This is a genomic window from Shouchella rhizosphaerae, assembly GCF_036700015.1.
Taxonomy (GTDB): domain Bacteria; phylum Bacillota; class Bacilli; order Bacillales; family Bacillaceae_D; genus Shouchella; species Shouchella rhizosphaerae.
Genome location: NZ_CP144921.1, coordinates 1,693,765 through 1,712,627, shown reverse-complemented (window position 1 = coordinate 1,712,627; position 18,863 = coordinate 1,693,765). Strand labels below are relative to the sequence as shown.

At 44.9% G+C, this 18,863-nt stretch carries 15 protein-coding genes and 2 pseudogenes; 9 read left to right on the top strand and 8 right to left on the bottom strand.

Annotated elements, in window-relative coordinates; genetic code table 11:
• The first annotated feature begins 83 nt into the window (after positions 1–83).
• Positions 84–1,016 carry a nucleoside hydrolase gene (locus tag V5G21_RS08575; protein WP_011248832.1) on the top strand — a complete coding sequence of 311 codons (933 nt, stop codon included), beginning with the start codon at positions 84–86 and terminating at the stop codon, positions 1,014–1,016.
• Positions 1,017–1,172: 156 nt separating this feature from the next.
• Here the strand turns inward: V5G21_RS08575 and V5G21_RS08570 are convergent, their stop codons facing one another.
• Positions 1,173–1,808: an NUDIX hydrolase gene (locus V5G21_RS08570; RefSeq protein WP_035205785.1), complete on the bottom strand. Its 636-nt coding sequence runs from the start codon at positions 1,806–1,808 to the stop codon at positions 1,173–1,175.
• Positions 1,809–1,928: 120 nt separating this feature from the next.
• Between V5G21_RS08570 and V5G21_RS08565 the strand changes: the two genes are divergently transcribed.
• From V5G21_RS08565 to V5G21_RS08540, 6 genes are all read left to right on the top strand, one after another.
• Positions 1,929–3,539 (top strand): ATP-binding protein, encoded by a 1,611-nt coding sequence (locus V5G21_RS08565; RefSeq protein WP_011248830.1) that lies wholly within the window; start codon positions 1,929–1,931, stop codon positions 3,537–3,539.
• Positions 3,532–4,230 carry a response regulator gene (locus V5G21_RS08560; protein ID WP_035205788.1) on the top strand — a complete coding sequence of 233 codons (699 nt, stop codon included), beginning with the start codon at positions 3,532–3,534 and terminating at the stop codon, positions 4,228–4,230. Before V5G21_RS08565 ends, V5G21_RS08560 begins: the two co-directional genes overlap by 8 nt.
• A 72-nt stretch (positions 4,231–4,302) precedes the next feature.
• The gene (locus tag V5G21_RS08555) at positions 4,303–5,973 is read left to right on the top strand and encodes an SLC13 family permease (protein WP_011248828.1); all 1,671 of its coding nucleotides are present in this window, start codon (positions 4,303–4,305) and stop codon (positions 5,971–5,973) included.
• Between the two features lie 176 nt (positions 5,974–6,149).
• Complete coding sequence (locus V5G21_RS08550) at positions 6,150–6,812, top strand: ATP-binding cassette domain-containing protein (protein WP_035205792.1); 663 nt, start codon at positions 6,150–6,152, stop codon at positions 6,810–6,812.
• Positions 6,806–8,932, top strand: a complete 2,127-nt coding sequence (locus V5G21_RS08545) for a hypothetical protein (RefSeq protein ID WP_011248826.1) — start codon at positions 6,806–6,808, stop codon at positions 8,930–8,932. The genes V5G21_RS08550 and V5G21_RS08545 overlap by 7 nt, the downstream gene beginning before the upstream one ends.
• Before the next feature lie 89 nt (positions 8,933–9,021).
• Positions 9,022–9,627, top strand: a complete 606-nt coding sequence (locus V5G21_RS08540) for a hypothetical protein (protein ID WP_035205794.1) — start codon at positions 9,022–9,024, stop codon at positions 9,625–9,627.
• A 133-nt stretch (positions 9,628–9,760) separates the two neighbouring features.
• On the opposite strand, the pseudogene V5G21_RS21425 reads toward V5G21_RS08540, so the two are convergent.
• Positions 9,761–11,847: pseudogene (locus V5G21_RS21425) on the bottom strand (ATP-binding protein); the annotation flags it as partial.
• A 765-nt stretch (positions 11,848–12,612) separates the two neighbouring features.
• Between V5G21_RS21425 and V5G21_RS08520 the strand changes: the two are divergent.
• Together V5G21_RS08520 and V5G21_RS08515 are read left to right on the top strand one after the other, a co-directional pair.
• Positions 12,613–12,708: pseudogene (locus tag V5G21_RS08520) on the top strand (peptidoglycan-binding domain-containing protein); the annotation flags it as partial.
• 21 nt (positions 12,709–12,729) lie between these two features.
• Positions 12,730–13,086, top strand: coding sequence for a hypothetical protein (locus tag V5G21_RS08515; RefSeq protein ID WP_338465470.1), 357 nt, complete (start codon positions 12,730–12,732; stop codon positions 13,084–13,086).
• Between the two features lie 201 nt (positions 13,087–13,287).
• Here V5G21_RS08515 and ribD read toward each other — a convergent pair whose 3' ends face one another.
• The 6 genes from ribD to V5G21_RS08485 form a co-directional block, all read right to left on the bottom strand.
• The gene (gene ribD, locus V5G21_RS08510) at positions 13,288–14,391 is read right to left on the bottom strand and encodes a bifunctional diaminohydroxyphosphoribosylaminopyrimidine deaminase/5-amino-6-(5-phosphoribosylamino)uracil reductase RibD (protein WP_422397419.1); all 1,104 of its coding nucleotides are present in this window, start codon (positions 14,389–14,391) and stop codon (positions 13,288–13,290) included.
• 114 nt (positions 14,392–14,505) lie between these two features.
• On the bottom strand, positions 14,506–15,240 hold the full coding sequence (locus V5G21_RS08505) for a GNAT family N-acetyltransferase (protein ID WP_338465468.1): 735 nt from the start codon (positions 15,238–15,240) through the stop codon (positions 14,506–14,508).
• A 102-nt stretch (positions 15,241–15,342) separates the two neighbouring features.
• Positions 15,343–15,747: a hypothetical protein gene (locus V5G21_RS08500; RefSeq protein WP_011248819.1), complete on the bottom strand. Its 405-nt coding sequence runs from the start codon at positions 15,745–15,747 to the stop codon at positions 15,343–15,345.
• Positions 15,748–16,058: 311 nt separating this feature from the next.
• Complete coding sequence (locus V5G21_RS08495) at positions 16,059–16,445, bottom strand: hypothetical protein (RefSeq protein ID WP_338465467.1); 387 nt, start codon at positions 16,443–16,445, stop codon at positions 16,059–16,061.
• 12 nt (positions 16,446–16,457) lie between these two features.
• On the bottom strand, positions 16,458–18,101 hold the full coding sequence (locus V5G21_RS08490) for a DUF6792 domain-containing protein (RefSeq protein ID WP_338465466.1): 1,644 nt from the start codon (positions 18,099–18,101) through the stop codon (positions 16,458–16,460).
• Between the two features lie 10 nt (positions 18,102–18,111).
• Positions 18,112–18,774 carry a hypothetical protein gene (locus tag V5G21_RS08485; protein ID WP_035205797.1) on the bottom strand — a complete coding sequence of 221 codons (663 nt, stop codon included), beginning with the start codon at positions 18,772–18,774 and terminating at the stop codon, positions 18,112–18,114.
• Between the last annotated feature and the right edge of the window lie 89 nt (positions 18,775–18,863).

Genomic DNA, 18,863 nt, shown 5'->3' with positions numbered 1-18,863 from the left:
TACATACATGAGATCCCATTTGTTTCCTCATAACCAGATCGTTTCCATCATAGGATATATGAAGAAAAAAACAGGAGGAAAGCATGACAAAAAAAGTGCTGATGTTTTGCGACCCTGGTATCGATGATTCATTGGCGATTATGTATGCACTTTCTGCCCCTTTTATTGAACTAATCGGGCTTGTCGTTAGTTACGGGAATGTCAGTAAGAAGCAAGCAGTTACAAACGCTGCGTATTTGCTCCATTTAGCGGGGCGGACAGACATCCCGCTTATATCTGGGGCAAGCATGCCAATTGTTGAGGAAAATTTAGTATACTATCCTAATATTCATGGAGAGAGCGGAATGGGTCCGATTCAATTGCCTGCCCATGACGAGATTCCAGTCCGGCCATTTGCGACTGTTCCTGAAATCATTGCCCGTTTTCAAGGAGAAGTGATCATTGTCGATACGGGAAGAATGACAGCGCTCGCAGCTGCTTTTGTCGGATTTGAGAAAGAAATGAAAGATGTCCATTCTTTTTATGTAATGGGAGGAGCCTTTTTTATTCCAGGAAACGCCACTCCACTAGCTGAAGCAAATGTTTACGGCGACCCCCACGCGGCACAGCTTGTTATAAGCCGTGCTACTCCGTTAACGCTTGCCCCCTTAAACGTCACCAACCAGGCGGTGCTACCAGCAATAGTAGTGGACAAGTGGGCAGAACAAGCAAAAAATCCATTTTCTCACGTTATACGGGCGATTTGCTCCCATTACATCGAGGCGCACCAGCAAATGATGCCTGGCAGCCTTGGGGCCCCTATTCATGATTTGGTGCCGCTGATGCTCATCCGGACACCGGAAATGGCTGGTTATATTGAACGTCCAATTGAAATTATTACATATGGCAAAGAACAAGGACTGACCTATGTTGATTTTCGTCCTGGGATGAGAAATGAAGGCCCTCGAATTGCCGTCACGCTTGATTACCCGCTGTTTTTGCGAACGTTCAAGGAAGGAGTGGGGTTATCTTCATAGCGCGGCTGTTAAGCTGATAAGGCGGCTTTTCCTCATTGGCTTCTATTTGTCGTGGATCGATGCCTTGCGAATCGAGTGAATGTTTCTTGTTGTCCTTTCTCCTTCCCATGATCTTCCGAGGCTCTTTTTTCCCTCTCAAGGCACAGCAAGCCTTATTTAGCGTGGTTTTTCATTTTTAAGCAATTGGTCGATTGAAATGGCTACTAGCTGGAGAAAACGTTGTTGGTGAGGAACAAGGTCATTCAATGTCATTCGCTCGCAATAAGGGCGGCGGATCTTGCCTTCTTCCACAAACCCGTCACTTTCGATCGCTTTGACCGTACCAAAACAGAGTTGATAAAAAGCGGAAAATGGCACGCGTACCATGCCGGCGACTTCTTCCTCTTGTAATCGAAATTGCTCAAACGGGATATGTTGCCGGTATACGTATGTAAAAGCGAACTCATAATCATAGATATCACGGTGTTTCGGCATACAGCGGAATTGACCGAGAAAGTCTAGGTCAGCAAAAGGGATGTCGATCCCTAATTCTTCTTTGACTTCGCGTATGCCGTCTTCGGCTGTTTCACCTTCGAGCAAATGGCCAGCTGCGGTAATATCAAACAAGCTAGGGAAATCTTTTTTGTGGGCGCTGCGTCGTTGCAAATAAATGTAAGGCTCCGTTTGAGAATCATCGACGATCCAACAATGGAATGTTTCGTGCCAAAGCCCCTTTTCATGGGCCGTTTTTCTTGTTGCTGTGCCGACTTTTTGTTTTGCTTGATTGTAGATGGCGAGTGTTTCTGTATCCATTTGCATGCTCCTTATAAGCGGTTTATGGTTAGTATAACACTTCCCATGAGGCCTTTTTTTGCTTTCATTTGCACAAAAGCTTGTTATCATAGTACTACTGTATGAAAAGGAGTGCCTGTCATGAAGGGGTATAAGCGGCTGCCGCTAAAAGGGCAGATTATGCTGTTTAGCGGTTTAATTGTACTCGTTTCGATTTTAATTTTGAGCGCCTTTGTGGCCAATAGCCAAGCGACTGGCGCACGAGACCATTTGGCGGAAAAGGTGCGCATTAGTGCAAGCCATATTGCCCATAGTGAGATGGCTAAGGCTGCTCTTGTGGCCGGAGAAACCAATGACGAGCTGAAAGCTTACGTAGAAACGGTTCGAGAAGAAAATGACCTCCAGTATATTGTTGTGATGGATAACGACCGTATTCGTTATACACATCCTGTAGCAGAACGAATCGGGCAAATGTTTGTTGGCGAAGACGCTGCTGATGTGTTTAACGGCCATCGCTACACATCCGAAGGGGAGGGGACGCTTGGGCCGTCGATGCGTGCTTTTGAACCTGTCTGGGACGAGGCAGGCAATCAGATTGGCGCTGTTTCTGTCGGCATTTCGACTGAGGCTATCGCCGCAGCGGTAAAGGATAGCCAATCAATGCTTTTATGGAGCGTGTTTTGCAGTTTGCTCATTGGCATTGTCGGTGCTTCGATGTTAGGGCAAAGCATTAAAAAAACGCTTAACGGGTTGGAGCCTGCGGAAATTGCTTTAGCTGTCGAGGAACGCAATTCAATGCTTGAAGCAGTCGATGAAGGCATTTTGGCGATCAACAACGATGGCGAAGTGCTCTTGGCCAATAATGCGGCGAAACAATTTTTGCGGCGTACCGGGTATCATGGAGAGTTTGATGGCGTGCCAATCGACCGTATTTGGCCTGAGCTTAAGCTACCAGAGGCGTTGACAGCAACAAGCGCATTCTCGAATGAGTCGATTAAGAAAGGCGATGTGGAAACAGTGGCAACCCGTGTGCCAATGTATGTAGCTGGAGAATGTGTTGGCGCCCTTGCGACTTTTAATGAACGGAGCCACTTGGATGACGTCATGAGGCGCCTTGCTGGCGCTGAAGTATATGCCCATAGTTTGCGGAGCGAAACACATGAGTTTATGAATAAACTCCATATCATCCATGCCATGGTAGAAACGGAGTCGTACGAAGAATTAACAAACTATATTGAACAATTATCTGAACGGTACCATAAACGGACAGCAAGTGCAGCGAGCCAAGTCGAACAGCTAGTAGAGGATGTCAGCATTGCCCACTATTTAGCCCAAAAAATTGGCTGGATTGAACAAATGGGCGTATCTGTGCAAGTGCAAAGCGGCACACCGTGGCCAAGCATGAATACGGCTCTCACAGACGTCTGGGTAACGGTCATTGGCAACACGTTTGACAATGCGTGGGAAGCGATGCAACACAAAGATGAAAAAAAACTGACGCTGACGCTTAAACAAGCAGGTGGAGTGCTCCGCTATGTGATTGAAGACAATGGCATCGGTTTTTCACCGACTAAACAGGAGGCGTCACAGCGTTCTACGAAAGGTGGCGACCGTGGTTACGGTCTTGCGAATATTAGAGAAAAATTGAAGCCGTTTCATGGCACGATCGACATTTTGTCGGAAAAAGGGGAAGGCACGATTGTCACGATCCATATTCCTTATGGAGAAAAAGGAGGGAACAGCAGTGATTAAAGTAGCGGTGATTGAAGATGATATCGATGTAGCAAGGTTTCACCGTCTTTTCTTAAGCAAAGTAGCCGGTTTTGAATTAATTGGAGAAGCCCACACGCTCGAACAAGGCGTTCACTTGATCCAAACACAAAAACCGGATCTGCTTTTGCTTGATGTGTTTGTCGGCCAGGAAAATGGCCTCGACGTATTAAAACGCATCCGCGCGGAAGACACGAATACCGATGTGATTCTGATTACATCTGCTAACGATGCAAAGACCGTGCAAACAGGTTCCCGATATGGCGTTGTCGATTATTTGATCAAGCCCTTTTCATTTGCCCGCTTTCAAGAAGCGTTAAACCGTTACCGTGCTAGCCAGCTAGACGCCAATGCATCTTTTACACAACAAGATGTGGACAGGCTGCTTCATAAAGGCGGGCAACGAAAAGTGTACGCGTTGCCTAAAGGCATTGCCAAGGAAACAGCTATCCGCGTACTGAGCTGCCTGATTGAAGCGGACGACTCGCTTGCGGCTGCAGAACTGGAAGCGCGCACGGAAATCTCCCATGTGTCGTTGCGTAAATACATGCGTTTCTTTGAAGAAGAACAGCTGGTTGAGAAAGAGCTCGTTTACCAAAGTTCCGGCAGGCCCTTACAAACGTATAAAGCAAGCCCAGAAGCAGCCTTGTTTTTAAAAGCTAGTTTCATTTAATTAAAAAAACTAGACGGATCCCCCTCTCTTATGGAAAAATAAGAAAACGCTTTCAGATTAGGGGTGATCATCATGAAACAAGCTTTATCAATCACATGGGACCGCTTATGGCAGCAACATACAAGAACCAAAAGCGCGCTTAATGTTTTTTCATATGCCCAAAAAGGGACCAGTGCATTAAAACGAGAAGCGGCTGAGCATGAGCAGGCAAAGCAAAACAGCGGAGGCCAGCCAGAGCCAAAAGAAAAAAAGCCTTATTCCCGCGCTCAGCTTGTCGGCCTTTTATTAGGTCCGCTCTTGTTTTTCCTTACGCTAATGTTCTTTCATCCAGAAGGGCTGCCAACAGAAGGGCGCCATGTGCTGGCGGTCACATTATGGATTGCCACATGGTGGATGACGGAAGCAATCCCGATTCCAGCGACATCGCTTCTGCCATTGATTTTACTGCCGATCACAGGGGCAATGGAAGGTTCTGCTGTTGCTTCGTCTTACGGAAATGACATTATCTTTTTATTCTTAGGTGGATTTTTTATCGCAACAGCAATGGAAAAATGGAATTTGCATAAACGCATTGCCCTCTTCATCATTGCCGTCATTGGTACGAGCACGCAGCGAATTTTGCTCGGCTTTATGGCAGCAACGGCGTTTTTGTCGATGTGGGTGTCAAACACAGCTGCTGTTATGATGATGGTGCCAATGGCACTTGCGATTACAGCGCAAGTCGCCGAAACACTAAAAGGGCAAAAAGAAGGGCGCGAGCTGCCTAAATTTGAGAAAGCAATGCTTTTTGGCGTCGGCTATGCTGGCACGATTGGTGGTTTTGCAACGTTAATTGGAACGCCGCCGACGATTATTTTTGCCGGCCAAGTGAGAGAGCTGTTTGGCATTGAAGTCTCGTTTGCTTCATGGATGCTGTTTGCCACGCCATTAATGCTTGTTGTTTTGCTATTTACATGGTTTTATTTAGGTAGAATTGCCTTTAAAACGAAAATCAAAGAGCTGCCAGGCGGGAAAGAAGTCATTCAATCCGAAAGAAGCAAGCTTGGCCGCATTTCTTACGAAGAAGGCATTGTCGCTGGCGTGTTTGCCTTTGCCGCCTTTATGTGGATCACTAAAGATTTCTTCTGGAGCGGCGATAACGCGATGATTTTCCAACTTCCAGGGATTTCAGATGGCATGGTCGCGATCATGGCAACCATGTTCTTGTTCTTAATTCCTGGAAAAGCAAGCGCTCGCATTCTTGATTGGGCCGATTCAAGAGACATTCCATGGGGCGTGTTGCTCTTGTTTGGCGGCGGTTTGGCGATTGCAGCTGGTTTCCAGTCAAGTGGTTTGTCGGTTTGGCTTGGCGAACAATTGACGGTGCTAGATGGCCTCCATATGTTGCTCATTATCGGTGGCGCCACGTTGCTTATTATGATGTTGACGGAAATCACATCGAACACGGCGACGGCGACAATGATCATGCCGATCGTCGCTTCGTTGGCAGTGGCGATCAATGTCCATCCATTTGCGTTGATGGCGCCATGTGCAATTGCGGCAAACTGTGCATTCATGCTGCCAGTCGGAACGCCGCCGAATGCGATTATTTTCGGTACAGGCAAGGTGAAAATTATTGAAATGGTCCGAGCTGGTTTTTGGCTCAATGTCTTCTCAACGATTCTCATCGTGCTCGCCGTCTATGCATTCTTGCCAATCGTATTTGACATCGATTTAAGCGTTTTTCCAGATAGCTTGAAGTAGTAGAAACAGCCCGCCTTCTTTTAGGAGGCGGGTTTTAGTTTGTGTAAAAAGCAACTAAGTATAGGCAAGCCCATGCGCTTAAATTATTTTTCTAATAGTAGTTCAATTGTTTAAAGTGAAACTAGGAAAACGGCTTTTTTCATGGCAAAATAGAGAAGTGGAGAGGAGGCCGCCAGTTGAAGCATATTGAGCTGGAGAAAGTGAAAGTTGGATTTGGACGGGGGAACAGACGCCGTCAAGTACTTAAAAACCTATCCTTGCGTGTGGGACGAGGCGAATGTTTGGCGATTTATGGCGGCCAAGGCGCAGGAAAGTCGACGCTGTTGGCAATCATTGCCGGCCTTTTAGAGCTAGACGAAGGAGAAGCAGTCGTAGGAACATACAACTTAACGAATTGCAGCACGGAAGAAAAAGCCCTCATGCGCCGTGAAGAAATGGGCGTCTATAGCGAGGAAGCACCATTGTTCGCTGAATTAACCGTACAAGAAAACATCGCTTTTTTAGCTGCGTTGCAACAAAAAAAGCGCAACAAAGTTTGGCTTAAAGAAGTTGCTGGCCATTTTGGCGTTGAGCCGTTATTGGCGTTTCCTACTAAAGAGTTGGGGCATTATGATTGTCAGGCAGTTCGCCTTGCCCGGGCGGCTGCTGGTGAGCCAGCTGTCTTTTTAGTAGATGCCCCAATTGACTTGGAGTTGTTCCAAAAACTTCAGCAATGGGCGAGAAAACGTCAGCAAACGATTTTATTTGCGACGAGTTCGTATGAAGAGGCACTGTGGGCTCCTCATATCGTGGAGCTGGATAATGGCGCTATTCGTGAATGGGGAGGCAACAAATGCTAATACATAGGCTTTGGAAAGTGATTTGGCTTAACATAAAGCATCATCAAACAACACTGCTTTTCCCATTGATGGGGGCGATGTTTGCATGTGCCGCTTTCATCTGTCTATTTTTAATGCTACAACAAATAAATGCCAATTATAAGCAAAACGAAGCATTGCAACTTGGCTATACATACGACTTTTCGATTAAGCAAGCTTCTCCAGAAACAATGGACCAAGTCGGTGCTTTGCCAGAAGTCCATGAAACGTGGAGGAGCATGACAACTACAGATTGGCAAACAGTTACTGGAGAAACGATAGAAATATTGATGTTTGATCAGCCAAAGTTTGTAGAATCGGGCCCTTATTATTTTACTAATCGTTCACCTGTTCAAAAGGGAGAAATTGCGCTAGAGCACGATTTTGTTTCCGTCCATTTTCCAGACATCCAATACGGAGACAAAGTTGAATTGATCGACAGCGACGGCAACAATCATTTCTACATCTTTGTCAGCCTGTTTTACGGGATGTCGGAAGAGGCGTTATTAGTTGGAGACATCGATGAAACTGCCGACATTTACATTCGGGCAAATACGGACGATAAGACTAAAGTAAGAAGTGATCTCGAAGCGCGTACTGGCAAGACCGTCCAGCAAAATATTGACACGCAATCCGGTTTATTTTACATCGAAGGGCTAACGGCTGCTTCTTTCCAACAACTACAATTTGCTGGCTATAGTTTGCTTATTGGCGCGGCAGCGATGTTTATTGCGTTTTGGCTCATAACGATGAAACGTTTAGGCTTAGCGCTTCGAACAGTGGCACGAACAGTTGTTTATTTAGGGCACTCTCCTAAAAGGCTAAATTGGCAATTGGTCGTTACGAGTGGTGTGCTAGCGGTCATTTTAGCTGTCTTCTCTACGCTTTTGGCGCTAACGGCATTCCATCTGTTTGGCTTTGCTTTAGCAGAAGACTTGGCGACGCGGTTATCACTTTATATAGGGGTTGCTCAATTGGCTTATATCCCGGTGTCCCTTCGCTTTACTTTGCTGGCAATGGCTCTTCTTCTACTTTTGGCCGTAGTGCTTGGAAGAAGCATGCTCATCGCTCGTGCGTTAGGTGATCCTAAACCAAACCGGCATATACCGTATCCAGCAAAAACAGGGTTTGTGGTAGTCGCTTTATCAGCAGCAATGGCTTTTCTTGCCATTTCACCTTATCAGCAACTGACCGAACAGATCGACAAGCTGCAGCAGGAACGGGAAGCGCTTTATGGTTGGACTGCTGAGGAAGAGCACATATGGCCGTTTGTCCACTTGCAAGCGCCTAAGAAGCAGGCTGACCAGTTTCTGGAACAGCTAAGCGCCGATGGTTTTTCGTTTGTGACGTTAACGAAACAAGGCAATTATCTGATTGCCGAGGAAAGCGAAACAAGTTATTCGGAAATCTATGTAGACTTGTTAGCCGTTCCAGATCAGCACTGGGAAATGGTTTTGTCGCTGCTGGACGTGACACCGTTGCTGTCAGTAGACGACATGAAGGCCAGCAATGGAGCCGTCATTATTGGCAGCGACCTAAGCCACGCGTATATGATTGATGAGACAGTCAAGTTAATGTCGTGGGAAGAGGAAACCGCCAATGGCGAGAGAACGTTAGCCGACGGGGGTGATTTTGATTTTCGTGTGATGGGCACAGCCAAAAAAGATTTTCAACGTTTAGGCAGTTATTCGTTCTTAATCCCTGCATCTTTAGCAGCTCAACTAGATGTAAAAATAGATACGTTTACGGAAGAGGAGATTGTGTATCCAATCAAAACCGAAGCAGCAAAAATCAGTGACCATTTGCGAGAAATGACTGCCTCTTATCCGTTCGCGAACGTCTATGATGAAGAGCCTTTTTGGGAAATGGCTACCGACAATCCTCCTGTTTCGACGTACTATTTCTTGATGATTGCCCTGTTTCCTTTTGTGTTGGCTTTATGCTGGGCACTTTTTCGTATAAACACTTCTTGGCAAATGCAATTATGGCTGCGGCTGCTAATTGTCGTGGTGCTGATTGGTGTCGGTGTAGGTGCAGGCTGGGGGGCAAGCCAACTGTTCCTATCATTTGGTTATACGAACATAACAGAATGGAGTGATTGATGCGCTTCTCTGTTTGCAGAGAGTGGAGAATATACCCAAATGATCCCTTAAAAAAACAAAAAACGAAGTTGGCAAAAGGAGATGTCCTTATGATAAAGAAACAAGCCGTTTTATTGCTATCTGCCCTGTTGGTAACAGCTTGCAGCCAAGCGGAGGCGAATGTGTTGGAGCCTAAACAACTTTCTGAAATCGAACAACGTTATTTGCAAGTCGGCAACAGCCATTCATTTGTGTATGATGTTTCTCGTTTCGAACCACCAGAGAAAACATTTTCATTTCAGCTCGATGTATATGAAAACGGCCAGTTCTCCAATGAATGGTCGCAAGAAATATATAGGATGAATGCAGACGAAGGCGAAACATTGTTTGCAGATTGGGAAGAAATGGTGATAACGATAGACAGCCCAAATTCTTATGAAAACGAAGACGAAACAGCGCTGTATGAAGCCGGCCTCGTCCTTTTCCAAGAAGGAGGCTCAATGAAAAGCAGGCAGCCGATCGAGTTGCCAAAATTGGAAGAAGGGGAGGTAGTAAGCATAGCAAGTGGGACGCTTGATTTTAACGAAAAAGGACAAAGCCTTGTCACGTTTTCTTGTGACGAGGAGGTGCCTAGTACAGCAAGCACTGAAGACGGGTTGGCGGAAACCATCGAAGCGTGTGAATACGTGTTTGTGTTCCGTTTAGAATGGGACTAGGCAGGAAGCGGAGCGTCACATTGACACAGTCTTGACCTTAGCGTACTGTTTTCATTTTGTTAATTCCCCTACAAAAAACAACTAATAAAAGCATGGCGGACCTTTACCGCCATGCTCGCTCGTATGGTGAAGTCTATTTTGACCGATTTCTGTGCTTTACATGAAACGATATCTTTGTTCCTTTGCCTTTTTCACTTTCAATTTGAAGCCCTGTGCCAAAGTGCCGTTTTAACCGCTGGTCTGTATTAATTAATCCAACCCCTGACCGGCTAGCGGCTTTTCTCTCTAAAATGCGTTGCTGTTGAACGTCGTCCATTCCGACTCCGTCATCTTCGACTGATACGACGGCATGCGTTTTATTGTTAGAAACTTGAATAAGGACCTTTCCGCCATGAGGGCGTTTCATAATGCCGTGCCTAATCGCATTTTCCACTAAAGGTTGAATGGAAAGAAACGGGACTTTTATGTCGCTGTCTTCTACTTGCCAATCAATTTCCAGCCTCTCTTCAAACCGGACTTTTTCAATGTAGAGATAGGAGCGCACCAGGCTAAGCTCTTCCTCAATGGGAACGAGTTCGTCCATATTTTGAAATTGGAATTTGGCGCGCAAAAAGTCGCTAAATTCCTGTAGCAAATCATGCATTTTATCGAGGGCGGTTTCACTTAAAGCGGCTACTGCATTTAAGGCATTGAACAAAAAGTGTGGTTGAATTTGTGCTTGCAGCCATGCCGCTTCCAACCGCAATTGTTCTTGAACCATTTGTTTGATCGTCGTTAGCGCCTCAATCCGTGCCCTTAATTCTAGCGCTTTGACTGGTTTTGTCACATAATCGTTGGCCCCGGCCAAGAAGCCAGTTTGAATATCTTTCGATTGGCTTCTAGATGTAAGGAGCAACACAGGAAGCTCAATCAGTGTGAACCGCTTACGAATCAATCGGGTTAGCTCGTAACCAGACAGCTGCGGCATCATCGTATCTGAGATAACGAGATCCCACTCCTGGGCATCTAACATAGCCAACGCCTCTTTGCCGCTTGTTACCATGGTTACATCATAATCTTCTGGTGATAGTATCCCTTCAAGTAATTGAAGATGGGCTGGATCGTCATCAACCATTAATATACGGGGGCGGGCATGGCTTAATTCGCTTAAGCTAGTTTGTGTCGTAGCTAACTGGGCTTCGACTTCTTTCATATAAAGTGGCTTCTTTTCTAGGGGTGGTACGACTGACGACGACTGCTCGAATGCGGGATCGACACTCTTGTCTTGCTCATTTCTCAATTCAGCTATTTTTAATGAAAGTGTAAATGTTGAGCCTTCTCCTACAGCAGAGGATACCTCTAATGTGCCTCCGTGAAGCTCAACTAATTGCTTACTTATACTTAACCCTAGTCCAAACCCTCCTTCAATCATGGTTTCGTTTGCATTTGCTTGCTCGTACGGACGAAAGAGGCGCTTAAGGATGTCCTCGTCCATACCAATTCCTGTATCGGAAATCACAATAAAAGCATTTTCGTTTTTCCGTAAAAGCTCGGACGGAAATAATTCCTTCGTCTGTATACTTGACTGCATTATGCAATAAATTGTAAACAATTTGAACGAGTCGACTTTCATCCGCGATGACGGGTGGAAAGTCTTTGGCGATTTGATTAACCATTTTAATACGCTTGACTTCTGTGCTGTATTGCAGCATGTCAAGGACTCCAGTGACAATAGGTTGAATCGATACCGCTTTTTTCTGTAGACGTAGGGATCCTTCTTGCAGGCTCATCATGTCAATCAAATCATTCAAACGCAATGTCAGCCGATGTCCGATCGACAAAACGGTTTCAAGCTCTTCAATGCTTCTTTCCTGTAACATATGCCGTTCTCTCTTTAAAACAGAGTGGGACATGTTAAGGATGCCATGGAGCGGATTCTTAAATTCCTCTGACATGTTTGCCAAAAATTGATCTCTGTGTTCATTCATTTTTGCAGTGTTGCCGCATGCTTTTATGTTCTAGTATGCATGTGAAGTCACCCTTAAACCAGACAGAGACAGCACTATCCATTAAATGAATTAAATCGAACGGAAAGTGCACATTGCCAAACCGCTTACCCGCATGAGTGTTCAAAGGAACTAGCCCAGCAGCACAAGATATAGAAGTCAGTAGTAAAAGAGGGCCCTTTCTATTATTGAAAATCTTTTTAACAATTAATATTGCCGTGCTCACTTTGGAAACAAGAACGAACAGGATAATATGTTTTCCTAGATAGGGCAAAGCCGCTTTTGGCAAATACCCTGCTCTGGCATCCAGTAAATCAGGATTGGCCCCTTCCACAACAGGAAGCCTCCTTTCCAGATTAGAAATATCCGATGCCGCATAAGCATCGCCTTGTTCGGCGAAAAACTTTTTTTGTCGCAAAATTTCGCCAATCTGTTTTTGCCTTCTCCACTTCCATTCATGACCATTTGTAAAGCAATTGTTGGCTGTTTGGTATATCTCAATAGCGAACGATCCTGGGAAAACGTAGCTGTTCTATTCATAAGAAATTCGGCAGCAATTCGCTTTTCCTGTTTGTCTAATGAAATAAAACCAATCTTCTCGGAACCGTTCTTGCTAAAAGCGTTTATTTATGAAAATAGCAATCTATTTTCAATTTAATTCGCTTCCAAAAACACGTCAAGGGTTCTGAAGAACGACACGACTAGTCGCCCGTTTTATTAATTAAAAATGGAATAAATGGTTAAATGACTCAATAAGTAGTCCTTAAGAGCTGATTCTTTAGTGTTGTTTTATTTGCGCTTATAAAATAATCGAATTTGTGCCTTTAATAACATAGATAATTGTACCTTTTTATTTTCTTATTTTTCCCATCTTCGTCCTGAGGAAACAGAAAATTTGTCATATGACACGGGGAATTTTCACTAAAAGGCTCTGTTGTTTGGCTATTTGATCACTAATAAGCCACAGGAAAATAGCGATACAGGAAGTTTAATTCGTTGAATTCAAAATCAATTAAATGAGCAGGATAGAGCTGATATTTCAATAGAAGTCGATGGATCGTTTGGCCCAGCTACAAAATCTGCTGTTGAGGCATTCCAAGAAGCAACAGAGCAACGAGTGGATGGAATTGCTGGACCTGTAACAATGAATTTGTTGGATTTTCAAGCCTATCAACCGATTGAAAGAGGAGAATTTGTTCAGTTTCTTGATAATGTAGGGCTCGATTTAGGAATTGAGGAGGTTTCAGATAAGAATTCTTTTCGGTCTGAACTTGAAGGTCACTCAGCAATTCAAGATGTTTTACCAGATGGAAATATCGAGGATTTGCAAGTTATGCAATATAATATGGGGGGAGAAACATTTTATTTGGCGAGTTTTTCCATAGAAAGTAGTTCAAGTGTATATGTACACGCTTCCTTTACAAGTGATCGCGATTTAGATGTTGTTGCTGTTGTTAATATGGAAGGTGATTGATGCTACTCTTACCACCTATGATGTTGATGGAGAGGTTAATGGAGTTTGCAAATGATTCATTTGATATTCAAAAGGAAATTTCTTAGGCTATATTAACGGTAGTGTGATTGATTTACCAAATTAAAGTGGCTAATACGGTGCCACTTTATACAATTGGCAGCGGCTAAAAGGTCTCTCCTAACCGCTGCGTAATTTGAACAGCTAGTTCGCCGCCTTATCTGAAACGACATAGGCAGTCAGTTTTACGTCTGGTCCGATTTGCATGGCTTCACTGAAAGCAAGCGGCAAGGCATCAGCCATTTTGTCAATGCCGCTTCCTTCTAAAAAGGTTGGCGCCAAGGCGCCGCCAATGAGCTTTGGCGCCACATAGACGATTAGTTTTTGCACAAGCTGGGCTTCAAGAAAAGCGGCATTCAACGTTCCCCCTGCTTCGAGAAGGGCAGAGGAAATCGACTCTCTGTACAAATACGCCATCATTTCCTTGAGATCGACTTTCGTTGTCCCGCTCGTTTGTACAAGGCGGACGCCAGCCTTTTCCAGCCGCTCCTGCTTCTCTGGCAAATGCCTCGGTTCCGCTGCCGTGAAAATCCATGTCGGGGCAAGGCCATCTGTCGTTACAATTGCATCGACAGGCGTGCGCAAATGGGAATCAACAATCACTCGGATCGGGTTGCGCCCATTGGCGATTCGCGCCGTCAACGAAGGGTTGTCCTTTAAAACAGTGTCAACGCCAACGATAATCGCTTGGTTTTCCGAACGCAGGCGGTGGACATCTTGGCGCGCCTCACTGGAAGTAATCCATTTGCTGTCGCCCGATTTTGCGGCAATCTTTCCATCGAGCGAGACAGCTGCTTTTAGCGTCACATATGGCATACGATTGACAATCGAGTAATTAAACACGTCATTTAACTGCACCGCTTCTTTTTCCAAGATGCCGGTTTGAACATGGACGCCGCCTTCTTCAAGGATACGAACGCCATTACCAGAGACCAAGGGATTTGGGTCAAGGGTAGCAATAATCACTTCCTTGACGCCGGCTTCCACTAACGCCACAGCGCACGGCCCTGTTCTCCCTGTATGGGAACAAGGCTCCAGCGTAACATAAGCGGTGCTGCCTTTCGCTTCAGAGCCAGCCATGCGCAACGCGTTTATTTCTGCATGGGCTTCCCCAGCTTTCAAATGGGCGCCCACGCCAATAATCCGTCCTTCTTTTACAAGCACGCAGCCGACAAGAGGATTTGGGTCTGTTTGCCCCTTCATTGCTTTAGCGTTGTCTAGTGCTAATCTCATATAACGTTCATGCATTCGATCAAATCCTTTCAACATAGAGGCCATTCTGCCCGGTGCGTGGAATAGGTAAAAAGAAACGAGGCACGTTTTGCCCGCGTACAAAGCTACATACAACAGATTCCCATTAAATCAAGCAATCGTAAAATTACTTCCATAGTAGGCTAAACCTAATTTACTTGCAACGCTTTGAGAGGAATGGTTTTCCGCTAACGTGCTATATAATGGCAAACAACCCAACTTCCGTACAGCGATCGCCCAGGCAGCAACAACGGCAGGCGCAAACCCATTTCCGCGATATTCCTTTAATGTTTCGATTCCCGCTTCATGCGCGAAATTGGTAATACGAACGCTTCGGCAGATGGAAACGGCTCTATTTTGATGGACAAGGGCAACGCAAGGCTGAGACACATCTAATTCTCGGATAAGCCACTCAAAGTCATGTGGCAACCAGTTAGCAGCATTTTCCCGGGTAAGGCTTTTGACTTGCAGTGAGGGAGTGACTTTTCTAGGGACAAAATAGCACGGTCCCATTGTATATTGTTGCCCATGAAGGAGAGCCATGTATTCTGCAAAGTACTTTGGCTTTGCGGGGAACTCGCTTATGGAAGGCTCTTCTAAAGATAACTCTTGTAAACGCGTAGCAGTCTTGTCTGCTACATCATAGCGAAATCGGCAAACGGCCTTACCGTCAATCGTTCGGCCTAAGAAAAATGCAGGAGCGGGAACGGTTGGCCCCAAGTTTTCGTTTATTGTCAACAGCCGTGAATGTTGATCGTGAACAAACAACGCTTCAACATGATACTCCATCAATTTGTTAGCAGTGTTTTCCCAGTTTGGTTCATACAAGTCGTTCAATTGGTTCATTGAAGATGAATCCTCTCTGTTTGACTGAATAAAAGCAAAAGGTAGGTCAATAAAACAGTGGGAATGCTTAATAGCTTCTATGATTCTGATACACAACAAATTTTACTCAGCCTCGTCTAGATGCAATAATTCCTTTATGCGCTCCGAGTCCTTTTCAGAGACTGAATAATACTGATCTTCTTCAATACCCCGACGAAAAGTAATAGTAGAATTATTGTCAAACCAAAGATAAACCAACATCACCATCGTCGAGTTATCCCCGTTATTTATGTGAATAACACTATCAGGATATCCCTCTGTAGAGGCCGGCTCTTCGCTAATAGCCGACTCATGAATAATGGCCTTAAACTCATTAATTGTGTCTGGGTCTTTGATTGTCTTCTCCTCGTTAAAAACGATTTGATCATCACTTTGGTAAGAACCGATTAACAACTCCTCACCATTTGAACACCCAGACATAGACATAAAAAATACTACTGCTAAAAGAGCGCTAATTTTCCAATGCATAACGACCCTCCTTTTATTAAAATAATACAATATTTTCATTTCATTTCTATAAAAAGGTTTGTCTTATTTATTATTCAGGTGAGTTGAAGGGGGGACTAGCGTTGTTGTTCCTCTTTCTTAATAGAGGTGATGTTCGCTTTTGGTAGGAGTAATAGGCCCTGTGGCTTCTTGCTTGCCTCTGTGAAGGAGCAGGGGCCAGTTTAGAAATGTAAGTAGGATAGGCTGCATGAAAAAGCAACTTGACGGGATGAGGCAGTAGCCTAAAGACAAAGTGAAAAGGAACAGCGCACATTTTTCTGCACCATTCCTTTTCACAAAAGGCCAGGCCCTCTATTTGACAAACGCTCAGTAAGCCGGTCCAGCGCGTCTTGGTCCATTTCTGTATGAATGTCGTACTTTTGTTTATGGTAATCAGCGACAGTGTTCCCTAACGTTGCGGTATGGAGGAAAATGGCATTGCGAACAAACAACCCTTTTGTTTGCTCAGAGGAAATCTGGAATTCGAGGCATTCCCTCAAACGATCCGCAAACTTGCCTTCTTGCCCTTCAAGGCAAGTTAACGCATGGGTGAGTTGGTCGGTGCCTGTCTCCATTTGTTCTTGGGCCCGGTTAGGCTGTCGCCGCACATCTTCTTCAAAGCCGCTTTGATTAAAAGGAAAGCGGTAGGTACCCACATTCGGATTTAGCCAATCAAACAACGATATTCCCCCTTACTTAATTGATTGAGCCAATGCTTCATCAGCCGCAAACAATCCACGCAAATTTTCTTTGTAGTCAAGCACCAATTGTTCTAGCTCGCGCATATCCAACTCATACATCTCAATGATTCCGTCGATTTGTTCAACCGCACTGGCGGGAACAGGATCAAACTCCTTGCGGAAAGTCACCCCTGTTGGCTTGCGGATGGCATCCTTGGAATACGTATGGCCTGCTTCTTGCAAAAACGCGCGCCAATTCGCTTCTTTGTTGCTCATCATGCCTTCGACCCGTTCCCGTTGTTCGAACATCCGTTCATGAAGTTCCATATTACGGTAGTGGTAAAGAAGGCCAAGAGCCTCGCGCTTTTGTTCCAGTGCCCCTTCCATGGCTTGCAACGCGTTAACAAGACTGTCTTCATCAACGAGAATGTGTGTACCTGTCCCAGGCTCAAGCCGGTACGTGACCGGTTGTTGGCCAGGCTGGTCATACAGTTCAATTAATGTCCCGATGCTATGCAAATCAAATTGCTCCTTGGCATTGATTACAGCAAGCACTTTTTCATAGACGGCTGTATTTTTTAAGGCCCATAACCCGCCGACGATATGGCCAAGCCCTACCTCCTCTTTCAGGCGTTCATTTACAGATTCAGGCATGTCTGAAAGCGCTGCCCACGGATTGTCTTTAGCTTTGCCGATTAATTCTGAAAGCTCGGCAACCGTCATTTCCTCGCCAATGATCGTGATAAATTGCAAAAGATGATTGATATTGGCGTTATAGGCAACCCGATCTAAATCTGCATTTATGCCAAGCCCTAGAGAAACAAACGTACCAAACATAGGGGGTCTGGAAAATACCTCTGTTAATCCAGGCCATGGCAGCCTTGGCGTCAGCACATCGGGAAACTCAGGCGTTTCCATATCTCCTAAGTAATGAATGCTTGCCCCTGGATAAAACGTATACGGAATCGATTGCGCGTAAAGAGGCTCCCCTTTCACGCGTGTATGGCTAATGGTGTTCGCTTCAGCGGCATAAAAGTCGCGAGCAAGAAGAACGAGCTCTTCTTCGGGTATGTCGGAGATGTCTAATACATCTGTGGCGCTTTCTAAGTAATCAACAAAATCACTGTCTAAAGAGGCGAGTTGTTTTAAGTTAACAGGCGCATCATTCAGACCGCGTACATCATCAAAGTTTTTTTCAATTAAAGCGACACTAACAATCAAATGGCCTCCGAGGGAATGGCCATCTCCATAGCGCTTAATACCGTTTGTATTTATGTTTGTTTCAACTTCTTCAATGAAATCAAGAGCATCCTCGATTTGCTCATCTGAAACACCTGCAACAACACCAAAAGCATCGTAAACGACATCTTCGGGTGCATCGAGATCAACTTCAGTACCACGAAAAATGTAGTAAACGTCGTTAATGTCTTTTTCTTCGTTGTAGTGGTGAATCGCAGCACTGTCAAAGCCAGACTCGTTGCCGATAGGGGAGTCAATATTTTCGCCACTGCTTTTATATATCGTAATGTCGTTGTAGTCGATGTCGGTAATGTTATAAGAATCCAACACCTTTTTAAGGGAGTCAATATCCAATGGCTTTCCACTTTCATACTGGAGAGCGGTAAGAGCATTGCGGGTATTATCCTCAAACGCCATTTAAATTCACCTACTTTCGGAAGCGAATGTTTTGAATAAGTGTATCAAAAAAGCGGCTTTCTTGGTCGTTGTTGATCTCACAGGCGACTCCATCTTTGCATGCGAGGCGGTAAGTAATGACAATAAATTCTTCAGTGTCATTGCTTTGCACTAAAGCAAAATAGCGATTGGCGAAATGGTCGTTCGGATCATACGTAACTCCCTTTTTATCTTTTAGTGTGAAATAGGAGGAGCCATAGTAAATGGTTACTTCATCTGTTTGAAGCTGTTCATACTGTTGTTCGTAACTAAGGTCCTCTAAAAGTCGATTTAGTTGTAGATGTGCTCTGTGCTCTGTCATATTGTCTCGGTATTTTAGTTGAATGTGCCCTCGAAACCCAGATTCATTCACATTCTTTTCATACATATTCAGAGACTCAAAATGGCGCTTGCTTTCGTATTGAACTGGGTCATCCGAAAGATAATACCCCGCGGGAAACCACATGGAAAAGTTGTTTTTTTCTGATTGAAAATAATGGAAGCCTTCGTCTATTTCGACCTCTGGGTCAAGAAAGCTACTCGTAAAATCATCTGTTAAGGCGATATCGTCTGAACCGTTGAGTGCGAACGCCATGGCGACCCCTCCTCCTAATGCAATCAAGACAACGATCGGAATCCAAATGCCTTTTTTCATCATCCATCCCACCTTCACTCTCACGCCACCTGGTGTTTAGTTTTATCATAGAAAAGACAAAGGGAAAATTCCACTAGTACCCGCAATAA